The 15,659-nt window shown below is 68.7% G+C and carries 16 protein-coding genes; 7 read left to right on the forward strand and 9 right to left on the reverse strand.

Annotation, left to right across the window (positions count from 1 at the left end; translation table 11 throughout):
* Positions 1-85: 85 nt before the first annotated feature.
* The 4 genes from ACFYO1_RS30450 to ACFYO1_RS30465 all read left to right on the forward strand — a co-directional run bounded on the left by ACFYO1_RS30450 (position 86) and on the right by ACFYO1_RS30465 (position 4,445).
* Entirely contained in the window at positions 86-1,501 is a 1,416-nt protein-coding gene (locus ACFYO1_RS30450; protein WP_387238132.1) for a zinc-dependent metalloprotease, read from the forward strand.
* An 86-nt stretch (positions 1,502-1,587) separates the two neighbouring features.
* Positions 1,588-2,493, forward strand: coding sequence for a TOMM precursor leader peptide-binding protein (locus ACFYO1_RS30455; RefSeq protein ID WP_387238135.1), 906 nt, complete (start codon positions 1,588-1,590; stop codon positions 2,491-2,493).
* A gap of 77 nt (positions 2,494-2,570) precedes the next feature.
* Positions 2,571-3,914 (forward strand): ABC1 kinase family protein, encoded by a 1,344-nt coding sequence (locus ACFYO1_RS30460; RefSeq protein WP_387238138.1) that lies wholly within the window; start codon positions 2,571-2,573, stop codon positions 3,912-3,914.
* A gap of 111 nt (positions 3,915-4,025) precedes the next feature.
* Positions 4,026-4,445 carry an SSI family serine proteinase inhibitor gene (locus tag ACFYO1_RS30465; protein ID WP_387238141.1) on the forward strand — a complete coding sequence of 140 codons (420 nt, stop codon included), beginning with the start codon at positions 4,026-4,028 and terminating at the stop codon, positions 4,443-4,445.
* On the opposite strand, the gene ACFYO1_RS30470 is transcribed toward ACFYO1_RS30465, so the two are convergent.
* Both ACFYO1_RS30470 and ACFYO1_RS30475 read right to left on the reverse strand, forming a co-directional pair.
* Entirely contained in the window at positions 4,382-5,734 is a 1,353-nt protein-coding gene (locus ACFYO1_RS30470; RefSeq protein WP_387238144.1) for a uracil-xanthine permease family protein, read from the reverse strand. The two genes, ACFYO1_RS30465 and ACFYO1_RS30470, sit on opposite strands and share 64 nt — an antisense overlap.
* Positions 5,725-6,819, reverse strand: a complete 1,095-nt coding sequence (locus ACFYO1_RS30475; protein ID WP_387238147.1) for an aryl-sulfate sulfotransferase — start codon at positions 6,817-6,819, stop codon at positions 5,725-5,727. The genes ACFYO1_RS30470 and ACFYO1_RS30475 overlap by 10 nt, the downstream gene beginning before the upstream one ends.
* Before the next feature lie 143 nt (positions 6,820-6,962).
* Between ACFYO1_RS30475 and ACFYO1_RS30480 the strand changes: the two genes are divergently transcribed.
* Positions 6,963-7,571 (forward strand): helix-turn-helix domain-containing protein, encoded by a 609-nt coding sequence (locus tag ACFYO1_RS30480; RefSeq protein ID WP_387238150.1) that lies wholly within the window; start codon positions 6,963-6,965, stop codon positions 7,569-7,571.
* Positions 7,572-7,731: 160 nt separating this feature from the next.
* Here ACFYO1_RS30480 and ACFYO1_RS30485 read toward each other — a convergent pair whose 3' ends face one another.
* The 3 genes from ACFYO1_RS30485 to ACFYO1_RS30495 form a co-directional block, all read right to left on the reverse strand.
* Positions 7,732-8,016 (reverse strand): WhiB family transcriptional regulator, encoded by a 285-nt coding sequence (locus ACFYO1_RS30485; RefSeq protein WP_317983923.1) that lies wholly within the window; start codon positions 8,014-8,016, stop codon positions 7,732-7,734.
* Between the two features lie 176 nt (positions 8,017-8,192).
* Positions 8,193-8,525 (reverse strand): hypothetical protein, encoded by a 333-nt coding sequence (locus ACFYO1_RS30490; protein ID WP_387238154.1) that lies wholly within the window; start codon positions 8,523-8,525, stop codon positions 8,193-8,195.
* Between the two features lie 115 nt (positions 8,526-8,640).
* Entirely contained in the window at positions 8,641-10,812 is a 2,172-nt protein-coding gene (locus tag ACFYO1_RS30495; RefSeq protein ID WP_387238696.1) for an ATP-dependent DNA helicase UvrD2, read from the reverse strand.
* Between the two features lie 48 nt (positions 10,813-10,860).
* On the opposite strand from ACFYO1_RS30495, the gene ACFYO1_RS30500 reads away from it, so the two are divergent.
* Positions 10,861-12,126, forward strand: coding sequence for a low temperature requirement protein A (locus ACFYO1_RS30500; protein WP_387238157.1), 1,266 nt, complete (start codon positions 10,861-10,863; stop codon positions 12,124-12,126).
* Here the strand turns inward: ACFYO1_RS30500 and ACFYO1_RS30505 are convergent.
* Together ACFYO1_RS30505 and ACFYO1_RS30510 are read right to left on the reverse strand one after the other, a co-directional pair.
* Entirely contained in the window at positions 12,121-12,573 is a 453-nt protein-coding gene (locus ACFYO1_RS30505; protein ID WP_387238160.1) for a MarR family winged helix-turn-helix transcriptional regulator, read from the reverse strand. The two genes, ACFYO1_RS30500 and ACFYO1_RS30505, sit on opposite strands and share 6 nt — an antisense overlap.
* A 190-nt stretch (positions 12,574-12,763) precedes the next feature.
* A complete protein-coding gene (locus tag ACFYO1_RS30510; RefSeq protein WP_387238163.1) occupies positions 12,764-13,186 on the reverse strand; it encodes an SRPBCC family protein in 423 nt (140 codons plus the stop codon).
* A gap of 120 nt (positions 13,187-13,306) precedes the next feature.
* Here ACFYO1_RS30510 and ACFYO1_RS30515 point away from each other — a divergent pair, with 120 nt between their 5' ends.
* Positions 13,307-13,537: a mycoredoxin gene (locus ACFYO1_RS30515; RefSeq protein WP_150402880.1), complete on the forward strand. Its 231-nt coding sequence runs from the start codon at positions 13,307-13,309 to the stop codon at positions 13,535-13,537.
* Positions 13,538-13,590: 53 nt separating this feature from the next.
* Here ACFYO1_RS30515 and nudC read toward each other — a convergent pair whose 3' ends face one another.
* Together nudC and ACFYO1_RS30525 are read right to left on the reverse strand one after the other, a co-directional pair.
* Complete coding sequence (gene nudC, locus ACFYO1_RS30520; protein ID WP_387238166.1) at positions 13,591-14,493, reverse strand: NAD(+) diphosphatase; 903 nt, start codon at positions 14,491-14,493, stop codon at positions 13,591-13,593.
* A 45-nt stretch (positions 14,494-14,538) separates the two neighbouring features.
* A complete protein-coding gene (locus tag ACFYO1_RS30525) occupies positions 14,539-15,594 on the reverse strand; it encodes a potassium channel family protein (protein WP_387238169.1) in 1,056 nt (351 codons plus the stop codon).
* Positions 15,595-15,659: the final 65 nt, after the last annotated feature.

The raw sequence follows: 15,659 nt of genomic DNA on the forward strand, positions 1-15,659 counted from the left end.
GGCGGACATTCGGCGCTCCCGCGCGTCTCCGATTTCGCGCCGCGCGAACATCAACTGCCTGTACCGCACGCGTAACGTGAAGCATATGAGTGACGTCCCCTTCGGATTTTCGAACCGCGACGACGACGACCGCAAGCGCGGTGACGAGCCGGGCGGTCCCGAGTCGAACAACCCGTTCGGAGTGGGTGGCCCCGGCGGCGGTTTCGATCCGTCCCAGCTCGGCCAGATGCTGACCTCGCTCGGTCAGATGCTCAGCGGCATCGGGCAGCCGGGCTCGGCGCAGTCCGGCCCGGTGAATTACGACGTCGCCAAGCGACTGGCCCGCCAGCAGCTCGGTGCGAGCGTCACCCCGGTGTCGGCGAAGACCGCGAGCGCGGTCACCGATGCCGCGCACCTCGCCGAGCTGTGGCTCGACGGCGCGACCACGTTGCCCGCCGGCGCGAGCAAGACCGTCGCGTGGACCGCCAACGACTGGATCGAAGAGACCCTGTCCACCTGGCAGCGGCTCTGTGACCCGGTGGCCCAGCAGATCTCGGGCATGTGGACCGCGTCGCTGCCCGAGGAGGCCAAGGAGTTCGCGGCGCCGATGGTCGGCATGCTCGGCCAGATGGGCGGGCTCGCCTTCGGTTCGCAGCTCGGTCAGGCGCTCGGCCAGCTGGCCAAGGAGGTGCTGACCTCCACCGATATCGGCCTGCCGCTCGGTCCGTCCGGCACCGCCGCCCTGTTGCCCGCGGCGATCGCGGACTTCAGCGCGGGCCTGGAGCAGCCGGAGAGCGAGATCATGGTGTTCCTCGCGGCCAGGGAGGCCGCGCATCAGCGGCTGTTCGGGCACGTGCCGTGGCTGCGCCAGCAGGTGCTGGCCGCGGTCGAGGACTACGCGCGCGGCATCCGGATGGACTTCTCCGCGCTGGAGGAGGCCGCCCAGGGCATCGATCCGTCGGCGCTGACCGATCCGGGCAAGCTCGAGGAGATCCTGTCCCAGGGCGCGTTCGAGCCGCAGACCACGCCGGAGCAGAAGCAGGCGCTGGAACGACTGGAGACCCTGCTCGCCCTGATCGAGGGCTGGGTGGAGGTCGTGGTCACCGACGCGGTCGGCGATCGGCTGCCCGGCGCGGGTGCGCTGGCCGAGACGCTGCGCCGGCGTCGCGCCACCGGCGGCCCCGCGGAGCAGACCTTCGCGACCCTGGTCGGGCTGGAGCTGCGACCGCGCAAGCTGCGCGAGGCAGCGGCGCTGTGGCGCAGGCTCACCGGCGACGCGGGCATGGAGAAGCGGGACGGCGTCTGGGCGCACCCGGACCTGCTGCCGGACTCCAACGACCTGGACTCCCCCGCCGGCTTCATCGATTCGGTGATCGGCGGCGGCGCCACCGCGTTCGACGATCCGCTGGCGCAGCTGGCGGAGACCGAGGCGCGGGAAAGGGCCGAGCGCGAGCGAGCCGGCCAGGCGGACGACGAGCAGTCCGGGCCCGACCTGGGCAAGGACAGCGGCACGTCCGCCTGATTGTCCTGTTGGTAGCGACGAATCCCTGTGGATAACTACGGGATTCGTCGCTTTTTCACCATTCCGGGTTGCGCATACTGCCGGGCATGACATCCCTGTGCCGTGGTCCGATGCTGCCCCCGCAGCTCACCGTGCTGGTGCGCCCGTCCGGCGTCGTGCAACTCGGCTGGCATCCCGAGACCGCGGTGCTGCTCGACGCCGCCGGCCTGGACGCCGATACCGTGCTCGCCTTCCTGCGCCTGCTGGACGGCACCCAGACCCGGCCCCAGATCGTCTGGCGCGCAGGCGAATGCGGTATCGAGCCGGACCACGCGATGGCGCTGCTCGACCTGCTCGACGAGGCCGGACTGCTCGATCACCCCGACGATCGCAGCGGGCGGATCCGGTCGGTGCGGGTGCACGGACTCGGCCCGCTGTCCGACACGATCGCCACCGGACTGCGCAAACTCGGTGTCCGCCCGAGTCGTTCGCGCGACTACCGGCCGCACGCCGCGCCGGTGTCCGGCTGGCAGGCCGACCTCGTGGTGCTGGCCGACACGATGGTCACCGATCCGCGCCTGATCGAGGACCTGGTGCAGCATCGGGTCGCGCACCTGCCGGTGCGGATCCGCGACGGTCGCGGCGTGATCGGCCCGCTCGTGCTGCCCGGCGCGACCAGCTGCCTGCGCTGCGCCGATCTGCTGCGCGCGGACAACGACGCGGACTGGCCGCATATGGCCGCGCAGTTGCTGGGCCGGGTCGGGCATGCGTCGCCGGCGAAGGTCGCCGCCATCGCCGCCCTCGCGGTCAGCGAGGTGGACGACATCCTGGCGCTGTCCACCCGCCGGTCGCTGGCGACCTTGGACACAACGCTCGAGTTCGATCCGGCGACGCACCGGCTCGGCCGACGGCAGTGGTCACGACACGCGGACTGCGGCTGCCGGCGAATTCCCGCTGGACTCACCGCATGTCGAGCGGACACGCGCACCCCGGCGGCGGCGCGGGACACGTGACCGGGGTCACTCCCGCCGACGGCAGCGATTCAAGATTGCCATGGCTAAGAACCGGCTTCTTCCGCCATGATGGGTATGTGTCTGAGATTGTGCGCCGCCGCTCATCCCGTAACGCCAAGTTGGCCAAGATTCCGCTCGGCATCGCCGGTCGGGCCGCCGTGGGGTTCGGGAAGAAGCTGGCCGGCGGCGACAAGTCCGAGATCAACGCACAGCTGAATCAAAAGGCCGCTGAGCAGCTGTTCACCGTGCTCGGCGAGCTCAAGGGCGGCGCGATGAAGTTCGGGCAGGCGCTCAGCGTGATGGAGGCCGCGGTCCCCGAGGAGTTCGGCGAGCACTACCGCGAGGCGCTGACCAAGTTGCAGGCCGCCGCGCCGCCGATGCCGGCCGAGACCGTGCATCGGGTGCTGGACCAGCAGCTCGGCACCCAGTGGCGGCAACGGTTCCAGGAGTTCGACGACACACCGGCCGCGTCGGCCAGCATCGGCCAGGTACACAAGGCGGTGTGGTCGGACGGGCGCACGGTCGCGGTGAAGGTGCAGTATCCCGGCGCGGACGAGGCGTTGCGCGCCGATCTCAAGACGCTGAACCGGATGACCGGGCTGCTCGCGTCGGTCATCCCGGGCGCCGATGTGAAGCCGATCCTCGCCGAGATCACCGAGCGCACCGAGGAGGAACTGGACTACCGCAACGAGGCGGCCAACCAGCGCGCCTTCGCCAAGGGTTTCGACGGGCACCAGGAAATCGTGGTGCCCAAGGTGGTGGCCAGCGCACCGAAGGTGATCGTCACCGAATGGCTGGACGGCACCGCGGTGTCCTCGATCATCAAGGCCGGCGCCGAAGACCCCGAGGGCACCCGCGATCTGCGGAACCGGGTCGCGGGCCTGATGGGCCGCTTCCACTTCTCCTCCCCCGAGACCGTCGGCCTGCTGCACGCCGACCCGCACCCCGGCAATTTCATGATGCTGCCCGACGGCAAGCTCGCCGTCATCGACTTCGGCGCCTGCGCGCCCCTGCCGAACGGTTTCCCCGTGGTACTCGGCCGGATGCTCGCACTCGCGGTCGAGGAACGGTTCGAGGAACTCACCGAGTTGATGTACGACAACGGCTGGGTCATCCCCGGGCGCACGGTCACACACCAGGAGATCGCCGACTATCTGCGTCCGTTCACCGATCCGATCAAGTCCGACTCGTTCCACTTCACCCGCCGGTGGATGCAGCGGGTCGCGGGCAAGGCCTCCGACATCTCCAGCCAGGAGATGAAAACCGCGCGCGCCCTGCAACTCCCGGCGGAATACGTGATGATCTTCCGGGTGCTCGGCGGCTCCGTCGGCATCCTCGCCCAGCTCGACGCCGAGCTCCCGTTCATGGAATTGGTCCGCACCTGGATGCCGGGCTTCCGCGAGGAGCACACCGCCAGCTGATCGGCGCCCTTTTCTGACCGAGCCGCGTGCCGCCAATTGCGCAGGGCGCAGTGATCGGTCGACTAGCCTCGGCTCAGGTCGGCTCCGCTCCGTCTACGAAGGGTGATGGCCATGTCGTGCACCGGTCGGGTTGTCGGTGTTTCGATCAGTGCGGCGGTTGCGTTCGGGGTATCGATGGCCGCGCCCGTCGGTGCGACCGCCGGGGCGGATGGGCAGTCGGTGGTGTCGCTATCGGTGGGGCCGGGGGTATCGGTCGAGGTGGCGGACAAGCGGACCGTCAGCCTGATCTGCGCGCCCACGGTCGGCGGGACGCATCCGAAAGCCGAGGAAGCCTGCAAGAGCCTGGTGGCGGCGGACGGCAATATCCGGGCGCTGGCCGATTTCACCGTGCCGCCGCTCTGTTCGGACGAATTCGATCCGGTGATCGCGACCATCGACGGCGTGTGGCGCGGCAAGCCGATCTCCGATCACGGCTTCTTCTCCAATGTTTGCGTGTTGCGGGCCACGACGGTGTCGGTGTTCGACTTCTGACGCCGGCGGGTGGCGAACACGAGGTGCACGACCACGCCGACGACGGCGGTCATCGTCACTCCGCTGCCGAGCAGCAGGCGCAGATCCGTGGGAAATCCGCGGTAGATGCCGGGGATGAGGATCGGCAGCAGGCCTGCGGTCAAAGCCGCTGTGGCAGTGAGCAGTACGGGGTCGGAAGTGAGGTCCGCCTCGCGGAACATGCCGAGCCCGGCGGTGATGATCATGGCGAAGGTAATCGCCGCGGTGCCGCCGATGACCGGGCCTGGAAGGGAATTCACCAGCCGGCCGATCGGGGCGAGGAACGCGGCGACGATCAGCAGCGCGCCGGTGAGGGCGGTGACATAGCGGCTGCGGATGTTGGTGAGGCGGATCAGGCCGATGTTCTCGCCGCTGGTCACCATCGTCGGACCGCCGAAAAGTCCGGACAGCAGCGAGGTTACGGCGTCCCCGCGAATGGTGCGGCCCACGGTGACCGGGGTGTCGATCCGCTTGCCGACGATCTTCGCGTTGAGCACGGTTTGGCCGGTGGCCTCCGCCATCGAACCGATACTGAACACCAGCAACGGAATTGCCGCGAGCAGATCGAAATGCGGCGTGCCGAACAGGAAGAGGTCGGGCGTTTGGCCCAGCGCAGAACCCGATTGCAGGTGGAACTGCCCCAGGCTCGCCGCGACCGCGCTGCCGACCGCCATGCCGAGCAGCACGGACAACCGGCGCCAGCCGGTCGGCAGCACCCGGTAGGCGAGCACCGTCGCCGCAATGGTGATGGCGGCCAGGGCAACCGAACGCACCGGAGCCGGATCGTCGGGCGTGGTGATCAGATTGCCCGCGACCTTCACCAGGTTGATCCCGATGACCACGATCATGGCGGCGATGACCACGGCGGGCAGGCGCGTGACCAGCCGCCGCGCCAGCGGCACCAGCACGGTCCCGGCCAGCGCGGTGATGATCACGGCCCCGCTCGCGGTGGCCGGATCCGATTCCTGCGCGATCTGGATGAACAGCACGACGGCCGCGCCGCCGGGCAGCATGACGAACGGCAGACCGGCGCCGAGCCCGAGCCGCCCGCTGGATTGCAGAATCGTCCCGATGCCGCTGAAAAGTAGAGTGGCGCAGAGCAATGCCCGCGACTGCGCGTCGTCCAGGTGCAGACTGCGGCTGATCAGCAAGACCGAGGTGATCGGCGTCGCGACCATCACGATCAGGTGTTGCACCGCCGAGGCGAGGGCGCGACCGGGCGGCGGGACCTCGTCGACCGGATGCACTGTCGAGCTATCGATCACAGCCACGGAACGTCCTGGTAGCGATAGGCACGGAAGATCGCGTTGGAGATGCCTGGAAAGACCTGCGCGGTATCGGAATCCGGATACTCGGTGAACGACGGCACCACGTACTCCCAGCAGATCCGGTGCGCCGGAGTCACTTCGAAGATGCGGCCGAACGCGGCCTCGGTGATCAGCGTGTTGCCGTTGGGCAGCCGCTGCGCGCCGCCCATGAACGGAGTGAAGAACGCCTCGCGCGGCGAATCCTGGTAGCTCCAGGCGATTTCGCCGGTGGCCCGGTCGATTTCGACGATCCGGCTGTAGGTGACCGATTCGCCGGTGCGGAAGGTGCCGTTGTCGAACAGCAGGATATTGCCGTCGCCGACCGGCGTCGCGTGGTGCTGCTGCGCGACCGTCGAACGGTCGGCGAGGGTGGTGACCGCGCCGGTCCGTCGATCGATGGTGATCACCGCCGACACACTGCGCAGGCTCGCGACAATGGTGTCGTCGTCGAGCGGATGCACGCTGTTGATCAGCGGCCAGTGTTCGCGCCAGTAATGCGGTTGCAGCGCAAAGTCTTTCGGGTCCAGGTGCGCGGCGGCACGCCACTCCCAGAGCAGGCTGCCGTCCGGCGCGACCTCCCGGACAACGTCCGACCAGACGATCCCGCCGGCCTCGGTACCGGGCACCCCGCCCTGAATGCGCGCGGCGGCCGCACCGGTCAACGGCTCGACGCCGGTGTAGAGGATGCGCCCGTCGTCGTAATGATGCGCGTCGTGATGCTGGAAGTCGTCGCGGTGCTCCGACAGCAGCGCCCCGTCCTGGTCATAGCGCCCCATCGATCCCCCGCTGTATTTGCGCCACATCGCGAACAGCGGGGGCCGGGCCAGCGTCGCGCCGTTGTAGGCGAGCGATCCGTCGGCGAGCAGCCGCGCGTGCCGGCCCGGCCGGTACGGCAGATGCCAGCGGTGCACCACCTCGCCCGCGAGGTCGACCAACTCGACGAGCCCGCGCCCGGCCAACGGCGCGTACAGCGTGTATCCGGGCGACGCCGCCGCCGCGTCGATACCGATCAGCCCGGTACCCCGGCGCTTGAGGGTGTTCTGCTCCACCGATCCTCCTGAATATTCAGCTCCACTGAATATTCAGTACGCTAGAAGGCCCTGGAAGCATTGCGATCACCGTGATGTAAACACGAGAATTCAGAGCCTCGCGGCTGAGAAGGTGCTGAAGCAACAAGAGAGGTATTGGTTAGGTGCATCAGAACGGAAGCGACGACCAGGCGCGCTGGCCCGGGCTCGGCAACGTCGTGCACGACCGCAGGCGTGCGGCGCGACTGACGCTGGCCCAGCTGGCCGCGAAGACCGAATTGTCGCAGTCGTTTCTGAGCCAACTGGAAAACGGGCGGACCAACACCAGCCTGCGCTCCCTGCAACGCATCGCCGACGCGCTCAGCACCACGGCGACCGAACTCCTGGCGGCGGCCGACAGCACGCCCGGCTCGGTGATCGTGCGGGCCGGCGAGGGAGTGCTCGAACAGGCCGAGCGAAACAGCGATGGTTCGGTGCGCTCGCTGGTCCACGGACCGCGGGATCTACGCGCGCTCGAGTTCACCGGTGGAACCGAGCGGAGCGAGCGCGAATTCACGCATCAGAACGATGAATTGATCTACGTGGTCTCCGGGACCATCACGGTCGCCGCCAACGGTGAGCAGGTGACGTTGTCCACCGGAGACTCCTACTACTGCCCGTCGGGCGTGCGCCACCGCTGGTGGGCGCACGCCGACGACACCAGAACTCTATTGCTCGCCGTTGCCGACGGGCTGACGGTCCGCCGGGCACCCCACGGGCCACGACGAACCTGATACTTCTTGCACGACAACGCAAACGAGCCGCTCACCGGGCGACGGCGAGCGGTTCGTCTGCTTTCTCGTTCGTTGGCTCGGCCCGTGTCAGGACCAACCGAATCGAGCACATCGACCGGAGGGAGGGAAGTCATACCTGCGGCGTGAGTCAGCCCCAGCTTCATGCCGGGACCGCGACCTTGCGCGGACGTCCGCGCGGGCGCTTACGGGCGATGACGACCCCCTGATCGAAGATCTCGCCACCCCAGACACCCCACGGCTCACGCCGATCCATGGCCGCGGTCAAGCAGCCCTTCCGGATGGGGCAGCTGGCGCACAGCGCCTTGGCCTGCTCCAACTGGTTGGGGCTCTCGGCGAACCAGAGATCGGGATCTCCGGCTCGACAAGGCACGGACTTGTTGCCCTCCCGGGTCCGAGTGGTCGGCGCCACGGTTCCGCATGTCACGTCAGTAGTGGCCTGAGGCCATTCCTGGGCGGTGAACACGTCGTTCTCCTTCAGCTCGTTGCAGCGGTTCGTTGTGTTGTCCGCGAAACCGGGGCCGGCTGGCTGAAGGGCCGAAAAGACTGGCCACGGTTTCGCGTCGTGCGATCCGTGGCCAGGAGGTCTGGGAGGGAAGTTCCCTACCTAGGTATTCGACATCTCTGTCGAGTCCTGATCACGATCGCTTGGTGTGCGGGACGGAGGCGTGTTGCCTGCAGGTCCGCCGGCTCATAACCGGCTGCTGCGGCGACGTTGACGTCTGCCGTATCGACGACAGACGGGTGCCAGCCACCCGCACTGGGCTTGTCCGTAATGACGGTGCACATCGGGGCATGCGCGGGCGCGTGCTGCGCTTGCGTGCCGTACACACCGATTTCGGACAGACCGATCCCCTGCAAGGCGAGGATCCCCCGGGAGGCCGACATGGGTGAATTCACCGCAACGTCGATCGCATTGAAGAATTTGATGTTCACGTCTGCCTCCCTCCTAACTCGTTGTGTGTGTGTGTTTGAACTCTGCGCGCCGGGATAACCTCCCGGTGCGTAAAACCCACCATAGGCAAGTTCGCCGGGTGGTACAACCTATTTTCTACCTGCGGTTTTGGGGTCTTGCGCGCAACCGCGAAGCGATGATCGCGAGCACCTCGCCGCCGTACTGTTCGAGCTTCTTCTGCCCGATGCCCGCGATGGACCCCAGCGCGGCGTCGTCACCTGGGAGTTGTTCGGCGATCGCGGTCAACGTGGTGTCGGTGAAGACCACGAATTCGCGCACCCGCAGCGCCTCCGCCTTCTCCGCGCGCCACTCCTGCAACGCGGCCAGAAGTTCGGCATCGAGCTCTGCCGGGCAACGACGACAGCGGCCAAGCATAGTCGCATAGGTACCGATCAGTGGCTTCGCACACACTCGGCAGGTCGGACGCATGCCTTTCGCCTCGACGACCGGCGTCGCGATCCTGGACGCGGGCGAATCGTCGGGGACGAGCCCGTTGAGGAACCGGGACCGGCGGCGGGTGCGGCGCTTGCCCTCGGCCCGGGCCAGCGCCCAGGACAGTTGGAGATGCTCGCGCGCTCGCGTCACGCCGACGTAGAGCAGCCGCCGCTCCTCCTCCAGCTTCGCCTCGTCGCCGACCGAGCCGTCGTCGGCCAGCACGTGCTGGATCGGCAGCGTGCCGTCGGCCACACCGACCAGGAACACCGCGTCCCATTCCAAACCCTTGGCGGCATGCAGCGAGGCGAGCGTGACGCCCTGCACGGTCGGTGGATGCCGCGCCTCGGTGCGGGCGGCCAGTTCGCGCAGCAGGCCGGGCAGGTCGAGTTTGTCGTCGTGCGCGACCAGGTCTTCGGTCAGCGTGACCAGCGCGACGAGCGAGGCCCATTTCTCCCTGGCCTGCGCGCCGGCCGGTTCCTCCTTGGTCAGCCCGACCGGAGCCAGAACCGCGCGAACGAGGGTCACCAGGGCGGCGCCGCTGCGAGCCGCGTCGGGCAGGTCGTCCCGGGACGCGGCCTGACGCAAGGCCGACACGGCCTGCCTGACCTCGGCGCGCGCGAAGAAACCCTCGCCGCCACGCACCTGATAGGGAATGCCCCGCTCGGTCAGTGCCTGCTCGTAACTCTCGGACTGGGCGTTGATCCGATAGAGCACGGCGATCTCGGCGGCCGGCGTGCCCGACTCGATCAGCCGCTGGATCGACTTGGCCACCGCGGCCGCCTCGGCGGGGCCGTCGTCGTATTCGGCGAACACCGGCTCCGGCCCGTCCGGCCGCTGGCCGATCAGCTGCAACCGGGTGCCCGCGATGCGGCCGCGCGCCACCCCGATCACCCGATTGGCCAGCGAGACCACCTGCGGGGTCGAGCGATAGTCGCGTTCCAGCCGGATCACCGTGGCGTCCGGAAAGCGGCGGGAGAAGTCGAGCAGGTAGCCGGGGGTCGCCCCGGTGAACGAGTAGATCGTCTGGTTGGCGTCGCCGACCACGGTCAGGTCGTCGCGCTCGCCGAGCCAGGCGTCGAGCACGCGCTGCTGCAACGGCGTGACGTCCTGGTACTCGTCGACCACGAAGCTGCGGTAGCGGCCGCGGAACTCGTCGGCCACCGCCGGATAGTCCTCCAGTGCCGCGGCGGTGTGCAGCAACAGGTCGTCGAAGTCGAGCAGCAGGCCGTCCGGGGTGGCCTTGAGTTTCTCGTAGCCCGCGTACACCTCGGCCACCCGCAGCGCGTCGTACGGCGTCTCGCGATGCTGCTTGGCCACCGCCGCCGGATAGTCCTCGGGGGCGATGAGCGAGGCCTTCGCCCATTCGATTTCGCTGAGCAGGTCGCGCACGCTGTCGGTGGCAGAGGAGAGCCCGGCCCGGTTCGCCGCCTGCGCGACGATCGGGAACTTGCCGTCGATCAACCGCCACGGCACGTCGCCGACGACCTGCGGCCAGAAGTATTTGAGCTGCCGCAGCGCGGCCGCGTGGAAGGTGCGCGCCTGCACCTGGGTCGCGTCGCCGCCCAGACCGAGCGCGCGCAACCGGTTGCGCAGCTCCCCCGCGGCCCGCGCGGTGAAGGTGACCGCGAGCACCTGGTCGGCCTTCACGTGCCCGGTGGACACCAGATGCGCGATCCGATGGGTGATCGTCCTGGTCTTGCCGGTGCCCGCCCCCGCGAGTACACACACCGGACCCCGTGGCGCGCGCACGGCGGCGGCCTGCTCGGGGTCGAGCGAATCCAGCTCGAGGCCGGCCGGTCGGTGTGTACTGGTTGACGACACGGCACCCATCATGACAGTGCCCGCCGACAACTCTCGCCGCGCGCGCAATACTGTCCCCTCGTGGCACACGACACGCCGTCAACCGACGCTAGACCCGCCGACCGGCACGCGACCTGGATGGAGTTGTTCTTCGACCTCGTCGCGGTGGCGGGCATCGGCCAGCTCACCCACCTGCTGCACCGCGGCCCCTCGCTCGGCGACTTCGCCCTCTATATCCTGCTCTACCTGGCTTTTTGGACGGTCTGGGCGTGCATGATGCTGTACGGCAACATCGCCCGCGACCACACCAGGATCTATTTGATGCTCGGCGCGATGCTCGGCCTCGGCGTGATGGCCGCCGCGGTGGCCGGGATCCCGGACCGGCACGCGACCACCTTCGCCGCGGTCTATGTGCTGGTGCGCATGGTCGCCGCGCAGGTCTGGGGGCGCGGCAGGCTGGTGGTCGATTGGCCGATCGCCCAGCTGTCCCTCGGCGTGCTGCCGTGGATCGTCTCGCTCTGGGTGCCCGAGCCGGGGAAGTACTACCTGTGGGCGCTCGGCCTGGTCATCGATCTGTGGCTGATGTTCGCGGTGAGCGGCGACAAGATGATGATCGGCGCGCAGGAGGCGGTGAATCGCCGGATCCGGGGCTCGCGCCGGTTCAAGGGCGTCGAACCGCCGAAAGTCATGGCACTGCACGCGGATTCGGCGCATCTCGGGGAGCGGCTCGGGCTGTATGTGATCATCGTGCTCGGCGAGGGGGTCATCGCGGTGATCACCGCGGTGGGCGGGGTGGTGTGGCATCCGAAGGTGCTCGCCCTCGGGTTCGGCGCGTTCGTCGTGCTGGCGAGCCTGTGGGCGTTGACCCTGATGTACGGCTTCGTGCCGCGCCTGATGACCGGCGACGACCCGGACGGCGCGCTGCCGCGGCAATACGTGATGGCGATGCACTGCTGGGTCACCGCCGCGATCGCCACCATCACGGCGGGCCTCGGCCTGGCCGTCGAGCACGCGGAGGGGCACGTGTCCACCGGCATCGGCTGGGCGCTCGGCGGCGGCGCCGCGGCGTATTTCGTCATCACCGGACTCGGCGGCGCGCGCAGCGCGGCGGGCTGGCGCTGGCTGCTGTCCTGGCCGTTGCCGTGCGCGGTGCTCGCGGTGGCGCTGGGCGCCGCCGGTCCGTTCATCGGCGCGCTCGGGCTCGTGTACGGCGTTGTCGCCCTGTGTGTCTGGGCCCTGCTGTGCCAGACGCACGCCGCAGGCCAGTGGGGCGCCGGGTCGGGTCCCGCTCGGCCGCGCCGGAAGCCGTGGCCGCAGCACGGCCTCGGGATCGACGAAATGCTATAGCCGCCGCAGGCTGCGCAGGTCGGTAGCGAACTGCTCGGCCCGCACGCCGAGCGGTCCGAAGAACTCGCGATCGCAGGCCTCGACCGCGACCACCGCCCGATTCGCCAGCGCCGCACCGGCTTCGGTGGGCACCAGCGATTTCGCCCGCCGGTCACTCGGGTGATCGCGCCGCTCGACCAGGCCTTTCTGTTCGAGCGCGCGCACCACCTGCGAGGTCATCATCGGATCGGTGGCGGCCTGCGCGGCCAGGTCGCGCTGCATCACCGGGTCGCCGGCCACCGTGAGGTAGGTCAGCGAGGCGAGCAGCACGAACTGCACGTGGGTCAGATCGAACGGGGCGAGCGCCGCGCGCTGCGCCGCCTGCCACCGATTGGTCACCTGCCAGAGCAGCAGCCCGGGACTCTCGTCGGCCTGCTCGAATTCGGTGTGTAGCCCTTCATTGCTCATCGGCCTCCCTCACTCGCCCGACATCGCTCGCGCGATCACCGCATGGTCGTGTGCGGTGAGTTCTATCAGGCCGCGCCGCAATACCATTCCCCAGTTCGGTGAGCTGGTCGGATCGGCTCACCGCGCAGGTCGTCGCCCGCGGTCTGCTTCGCGTCGGTCCGATAACCGACCGCCCGGCGTCGGCGCCCGGTCAAGCCGGCACCCCCTCGGCGACCGTGATCAGCGCGTCCAGGTCGGGACGCACCGACTTGGCGAGGTCGCCGCCCATGATCTTGGTCCAGAGCCAGCGCAATGGGCCGTCGATCGAAACGGTGACGGTGATCGTCGTGCGGCCGTCGGCCGCGGCGATCCGGTGATCGAAGGTCAGCCGAGCTCCGATGAGCTTGGACACATCGACGAATTGAGTGTCGTCGAGCCGCTCTACGACGAACGGCACCTTCGGTCCGCCCTTCGGCTTCAGGACCCCGGTCGCACCCTGCACGAACGGACCGTCGAGCCGGACCCATTCGGTGTCGTTGTTCCACTCCGGCCAGGTGGCCATGTCCGCCCACTTGGCGAAGAAGACGGCGGGAGCGGCGGTCGAGGTGGCCTGCGCGGTGGCGATGATCGTCATGCAATTAGTATGCGCGCTTACTAAAAGCAGCGCAAGCGGTGCCGAAAATGACTTGACTGGAACACCCACGGCCTGCTCGACGTTGCACAATCCGTGACTGACGCGACGCCCGACCTGACGATGTACTCGACCACCTGGTGCGGCTACTGCCGCAGGCTGAAGAAGCAGCTGGACGAGTCCGGTATCAGCTATATCGAAATCGACATCGAACAAGATCCGGCATCGGCCGAGTTCGTCGGCAGCGTGAACGGCGGCAACCACGTGGTGCCGACCGTGAAGTTCGCCGACGGCTCCACCGCGACCAATCCGACTTTGGTGGCCGTCAAGCAGGCCCTCGCCGCCCTGGCCTGATCACCGACCGAATCCGCGCGGGCAACTCCGGCCCGCGCTGATTTCTCGTGCGCTCAGTCGAGCGCGGCCCAGGATTCCATGATGGTGCGGGCGATCGAGATCGATCCCGGCAGCAACAGCCGCGCGCCGGTCCCCTGCGCCGACCAGTCGCCCGCCGACAACGCCTCGCGGACCTCCGCGCGGGTGAACCAGTGCGCCTCGGCGATCTCGCCGTCGGAGAAGACCAGCGGCTGCGCCGGATCACCGACCGCGGAGAACCCGAGCATCAGCGAGCGCGGGAACGGCCACGGCTGGCTGCCGAGATAACTGATGTCCCGGACATCGACGCCGACCTCCTCCTTCACCTCGCGCTCGACACAGCGCTCCAGCGACTCGCCCGCCTCGACGAACCCGGCGAGCAGCGAGAACAATGTCTCCGGCCAGGTGTGCTGACGGGCGAGCAGCACCCGGTCGCCGCCGTCGTGGATCAGGCAGATGACCGCGGGATCGATCCGCGGGAACTCCTCGTAACCGCCCTCGGTCGTGCGCGACCAACCCGCCTTGCTCGACGTGGTCGCCGTGCCGTCCGCGCTGTTGAATCCGGCCTTGTCGTGCCAGTTCAGCAGGGCGACCGCGGTGGAGAGCACGCCGGCGGTGAGATCGTCGACCGTGTTCGACATGCCGCGCAGGTCGGTCAGCGCGCCCTGGATGTCCCGGTCACGCACCGCCCACAGGTGCACGCCGCCGTCGATGCCGAGGAACACCGCCTCGGGGCTCGGCTCGGGCGACAACTCGATCGCCTTGTCCAGCACGAGCGCGCCTTCTTCGAATCTGACCTGGCCGCGGGCGTTCACCCGGAGCAGCTTGGCCTCGCTCCACCCCTCCCGTAGGGCCTGCGCGTCGCCGCGCGTCTCCTCGGCGCGATCGAGCACGGAACGGGACAGCAGGGGAACACCATTGAGCTGAAAGACCGGCACCCGTCGAGACTATCGCGCCGGTCGTCCGGGTCCCCGCACGCGGGCTTACTTGGCCGCGCGGCGGATGTAGAGCAGCTTGTCCCCCGCCTCGAGCGAATCCACCTCCGGCTCGCCGACCCGGGCCAGCACGCCATTGCGCACCACACCGAGCACGATGTCGCCGAGGTGCCGCGGCGAGCCGCCGATCTCCGACGACTCCACCTCGCGCTCGGCGATCGCGAACCCCTCCTCCGGGGTGAGCAGATCTTCCATCATCTCGACCACCGACGGCGTGGTCGTCGCGATGCCGAGCAGCCGGCCCGCCGTCTCCGAGGACACCACCACCGAGTCGGCGCCGGACTGGCGGACCAGGTGGGTGTTCTCCGCCTCGCGGATCGAGACCACGATCTTGGCGCTCTTGGTCAGCTCGCGGGCGGTCAGGGTGACCAGCACCGCGGTGTCGTCCCGGTTGGTCGCGACCACCACCGAGGCCGCGTTCTGCACGCCGGCCAGCCGCTGCACGTCGGACTGGGTCGCCGAACCGTGCACCGTCACCAGGCCCGAGTTCGCGGCGGCCTCCAGCGCGACCATGTCGGTGTCCACCACCACGATGTCGGCGGGCTGCACGTTGTCGCCGAGCATGGCGTCGATCGCCGTGCGGCCCTTCGTGCCGTAACCGACGACCACGGTGTGATTGCGCACGCTGTGCCTCCATCGCTGAATCTTGAACGCCTGCCGGGACCGTTCCGTCAGCACGCCGAGGGTGGTACCGACCAGAACGATGAGGAAGAGGATGCGCAGCGGGGTGATGATGACGATGTTCACCAGCCGCGCCTCGGCCGTCACCGGAGCGATATCGCCGTAACCGGTGGTGGACAGCGACACCGTCGCGTAATAGAACGCGTCCAGGAAGCCGAGCGGGTCACCCGCGTTGTCGTGGTAACCGTCCCGGCCGACGTAGACCACCAGGGCCGCGGCGAACAGCAGCCCGATCGCGAACAGCACCCGGCGCGCGAGCGAAATCCACGGGCTGGTCTGCACTTCCGGAATGCGCAGCACCCCGACCAGCGCGAAATGCGGGCGATTCGACAACCCCAGCGAGCGCGCGCGATCACCGAACATGAGACGCACCCGCCCTGCTATACCTCGCGTCGGATGTCTCCGGCACTGCTTGTCCCTCCGGCACA

It is taken from the genome of Nocardia sp. NPDC006044, assembly GCF_042871115.1.
Classification (GTDB): domain Bacteria; phylum Actinomycetota; class Actinomycetes; order Mycobacteriales; family Mycobacteriaceae; genus Nocardia.

Bases quoted from the DNA above. Each gene is read 5' to 3' on its own strand.
- ACFYO1_RS30525 (WP_387238169.1), bottom strand. From the start codon at position 15,594: ATGTTCGGTGATCGCGCGCGCTCGCTGGGGTTGTCGAATCGCCCGCAT.
- ACFYO1_RS30495 (WP_387238696.1), bottom strand. From the start codon at position 10,812: ATGATGGGTGCCGTGTCGTCAACCAGTACACACCGACCGGCCGGCCTC.
- ACFYO1_RS30465 (WP_387238141.1), top strand. From the start codon at position 4,026: ATGTCGTGCACCGGTCGGGTTGTCGGTGTTTCGATCAGTGCGGCGGTT.
- ACFYO1_RS30455 (WP_387238135.1), top strand. From the start codon at position 1,588: ATGACATCCCTGTGCCGTGGTCCGATGCTGCCCCCGCAGCTCACCGTG.
- ACFYO1_RS30510 (WP_387238163.1), bottom strand. From the start codon at position 13,186: ATGACGATCATCGCCACCGCGCAGGCCACCTCGACCGCCGCTCCCGCC.
- ACFYO1_RS30505 (WP_387238160.1), bottom strand. From the start codon at position 12,573: ATGAGCAATGAAGGGCTACACACCGAATTCGAGCAGGCCGACGAGAGT.
- ACFYO1_RS30450 (WP_387238132.1), top strand. From the start codon at position 86: ATGAGTGACGTCCCCTTCGGATTTTCGAACCGCGACGACGACGACCGC.
- ACFYO1_RS30515 (WP_150402880.1), top strand. From the start codon at position 13,307: ATGTACTCGACCACCTGGTGCGGCTACTGCCGCAGGCTGAAGAAGCAG.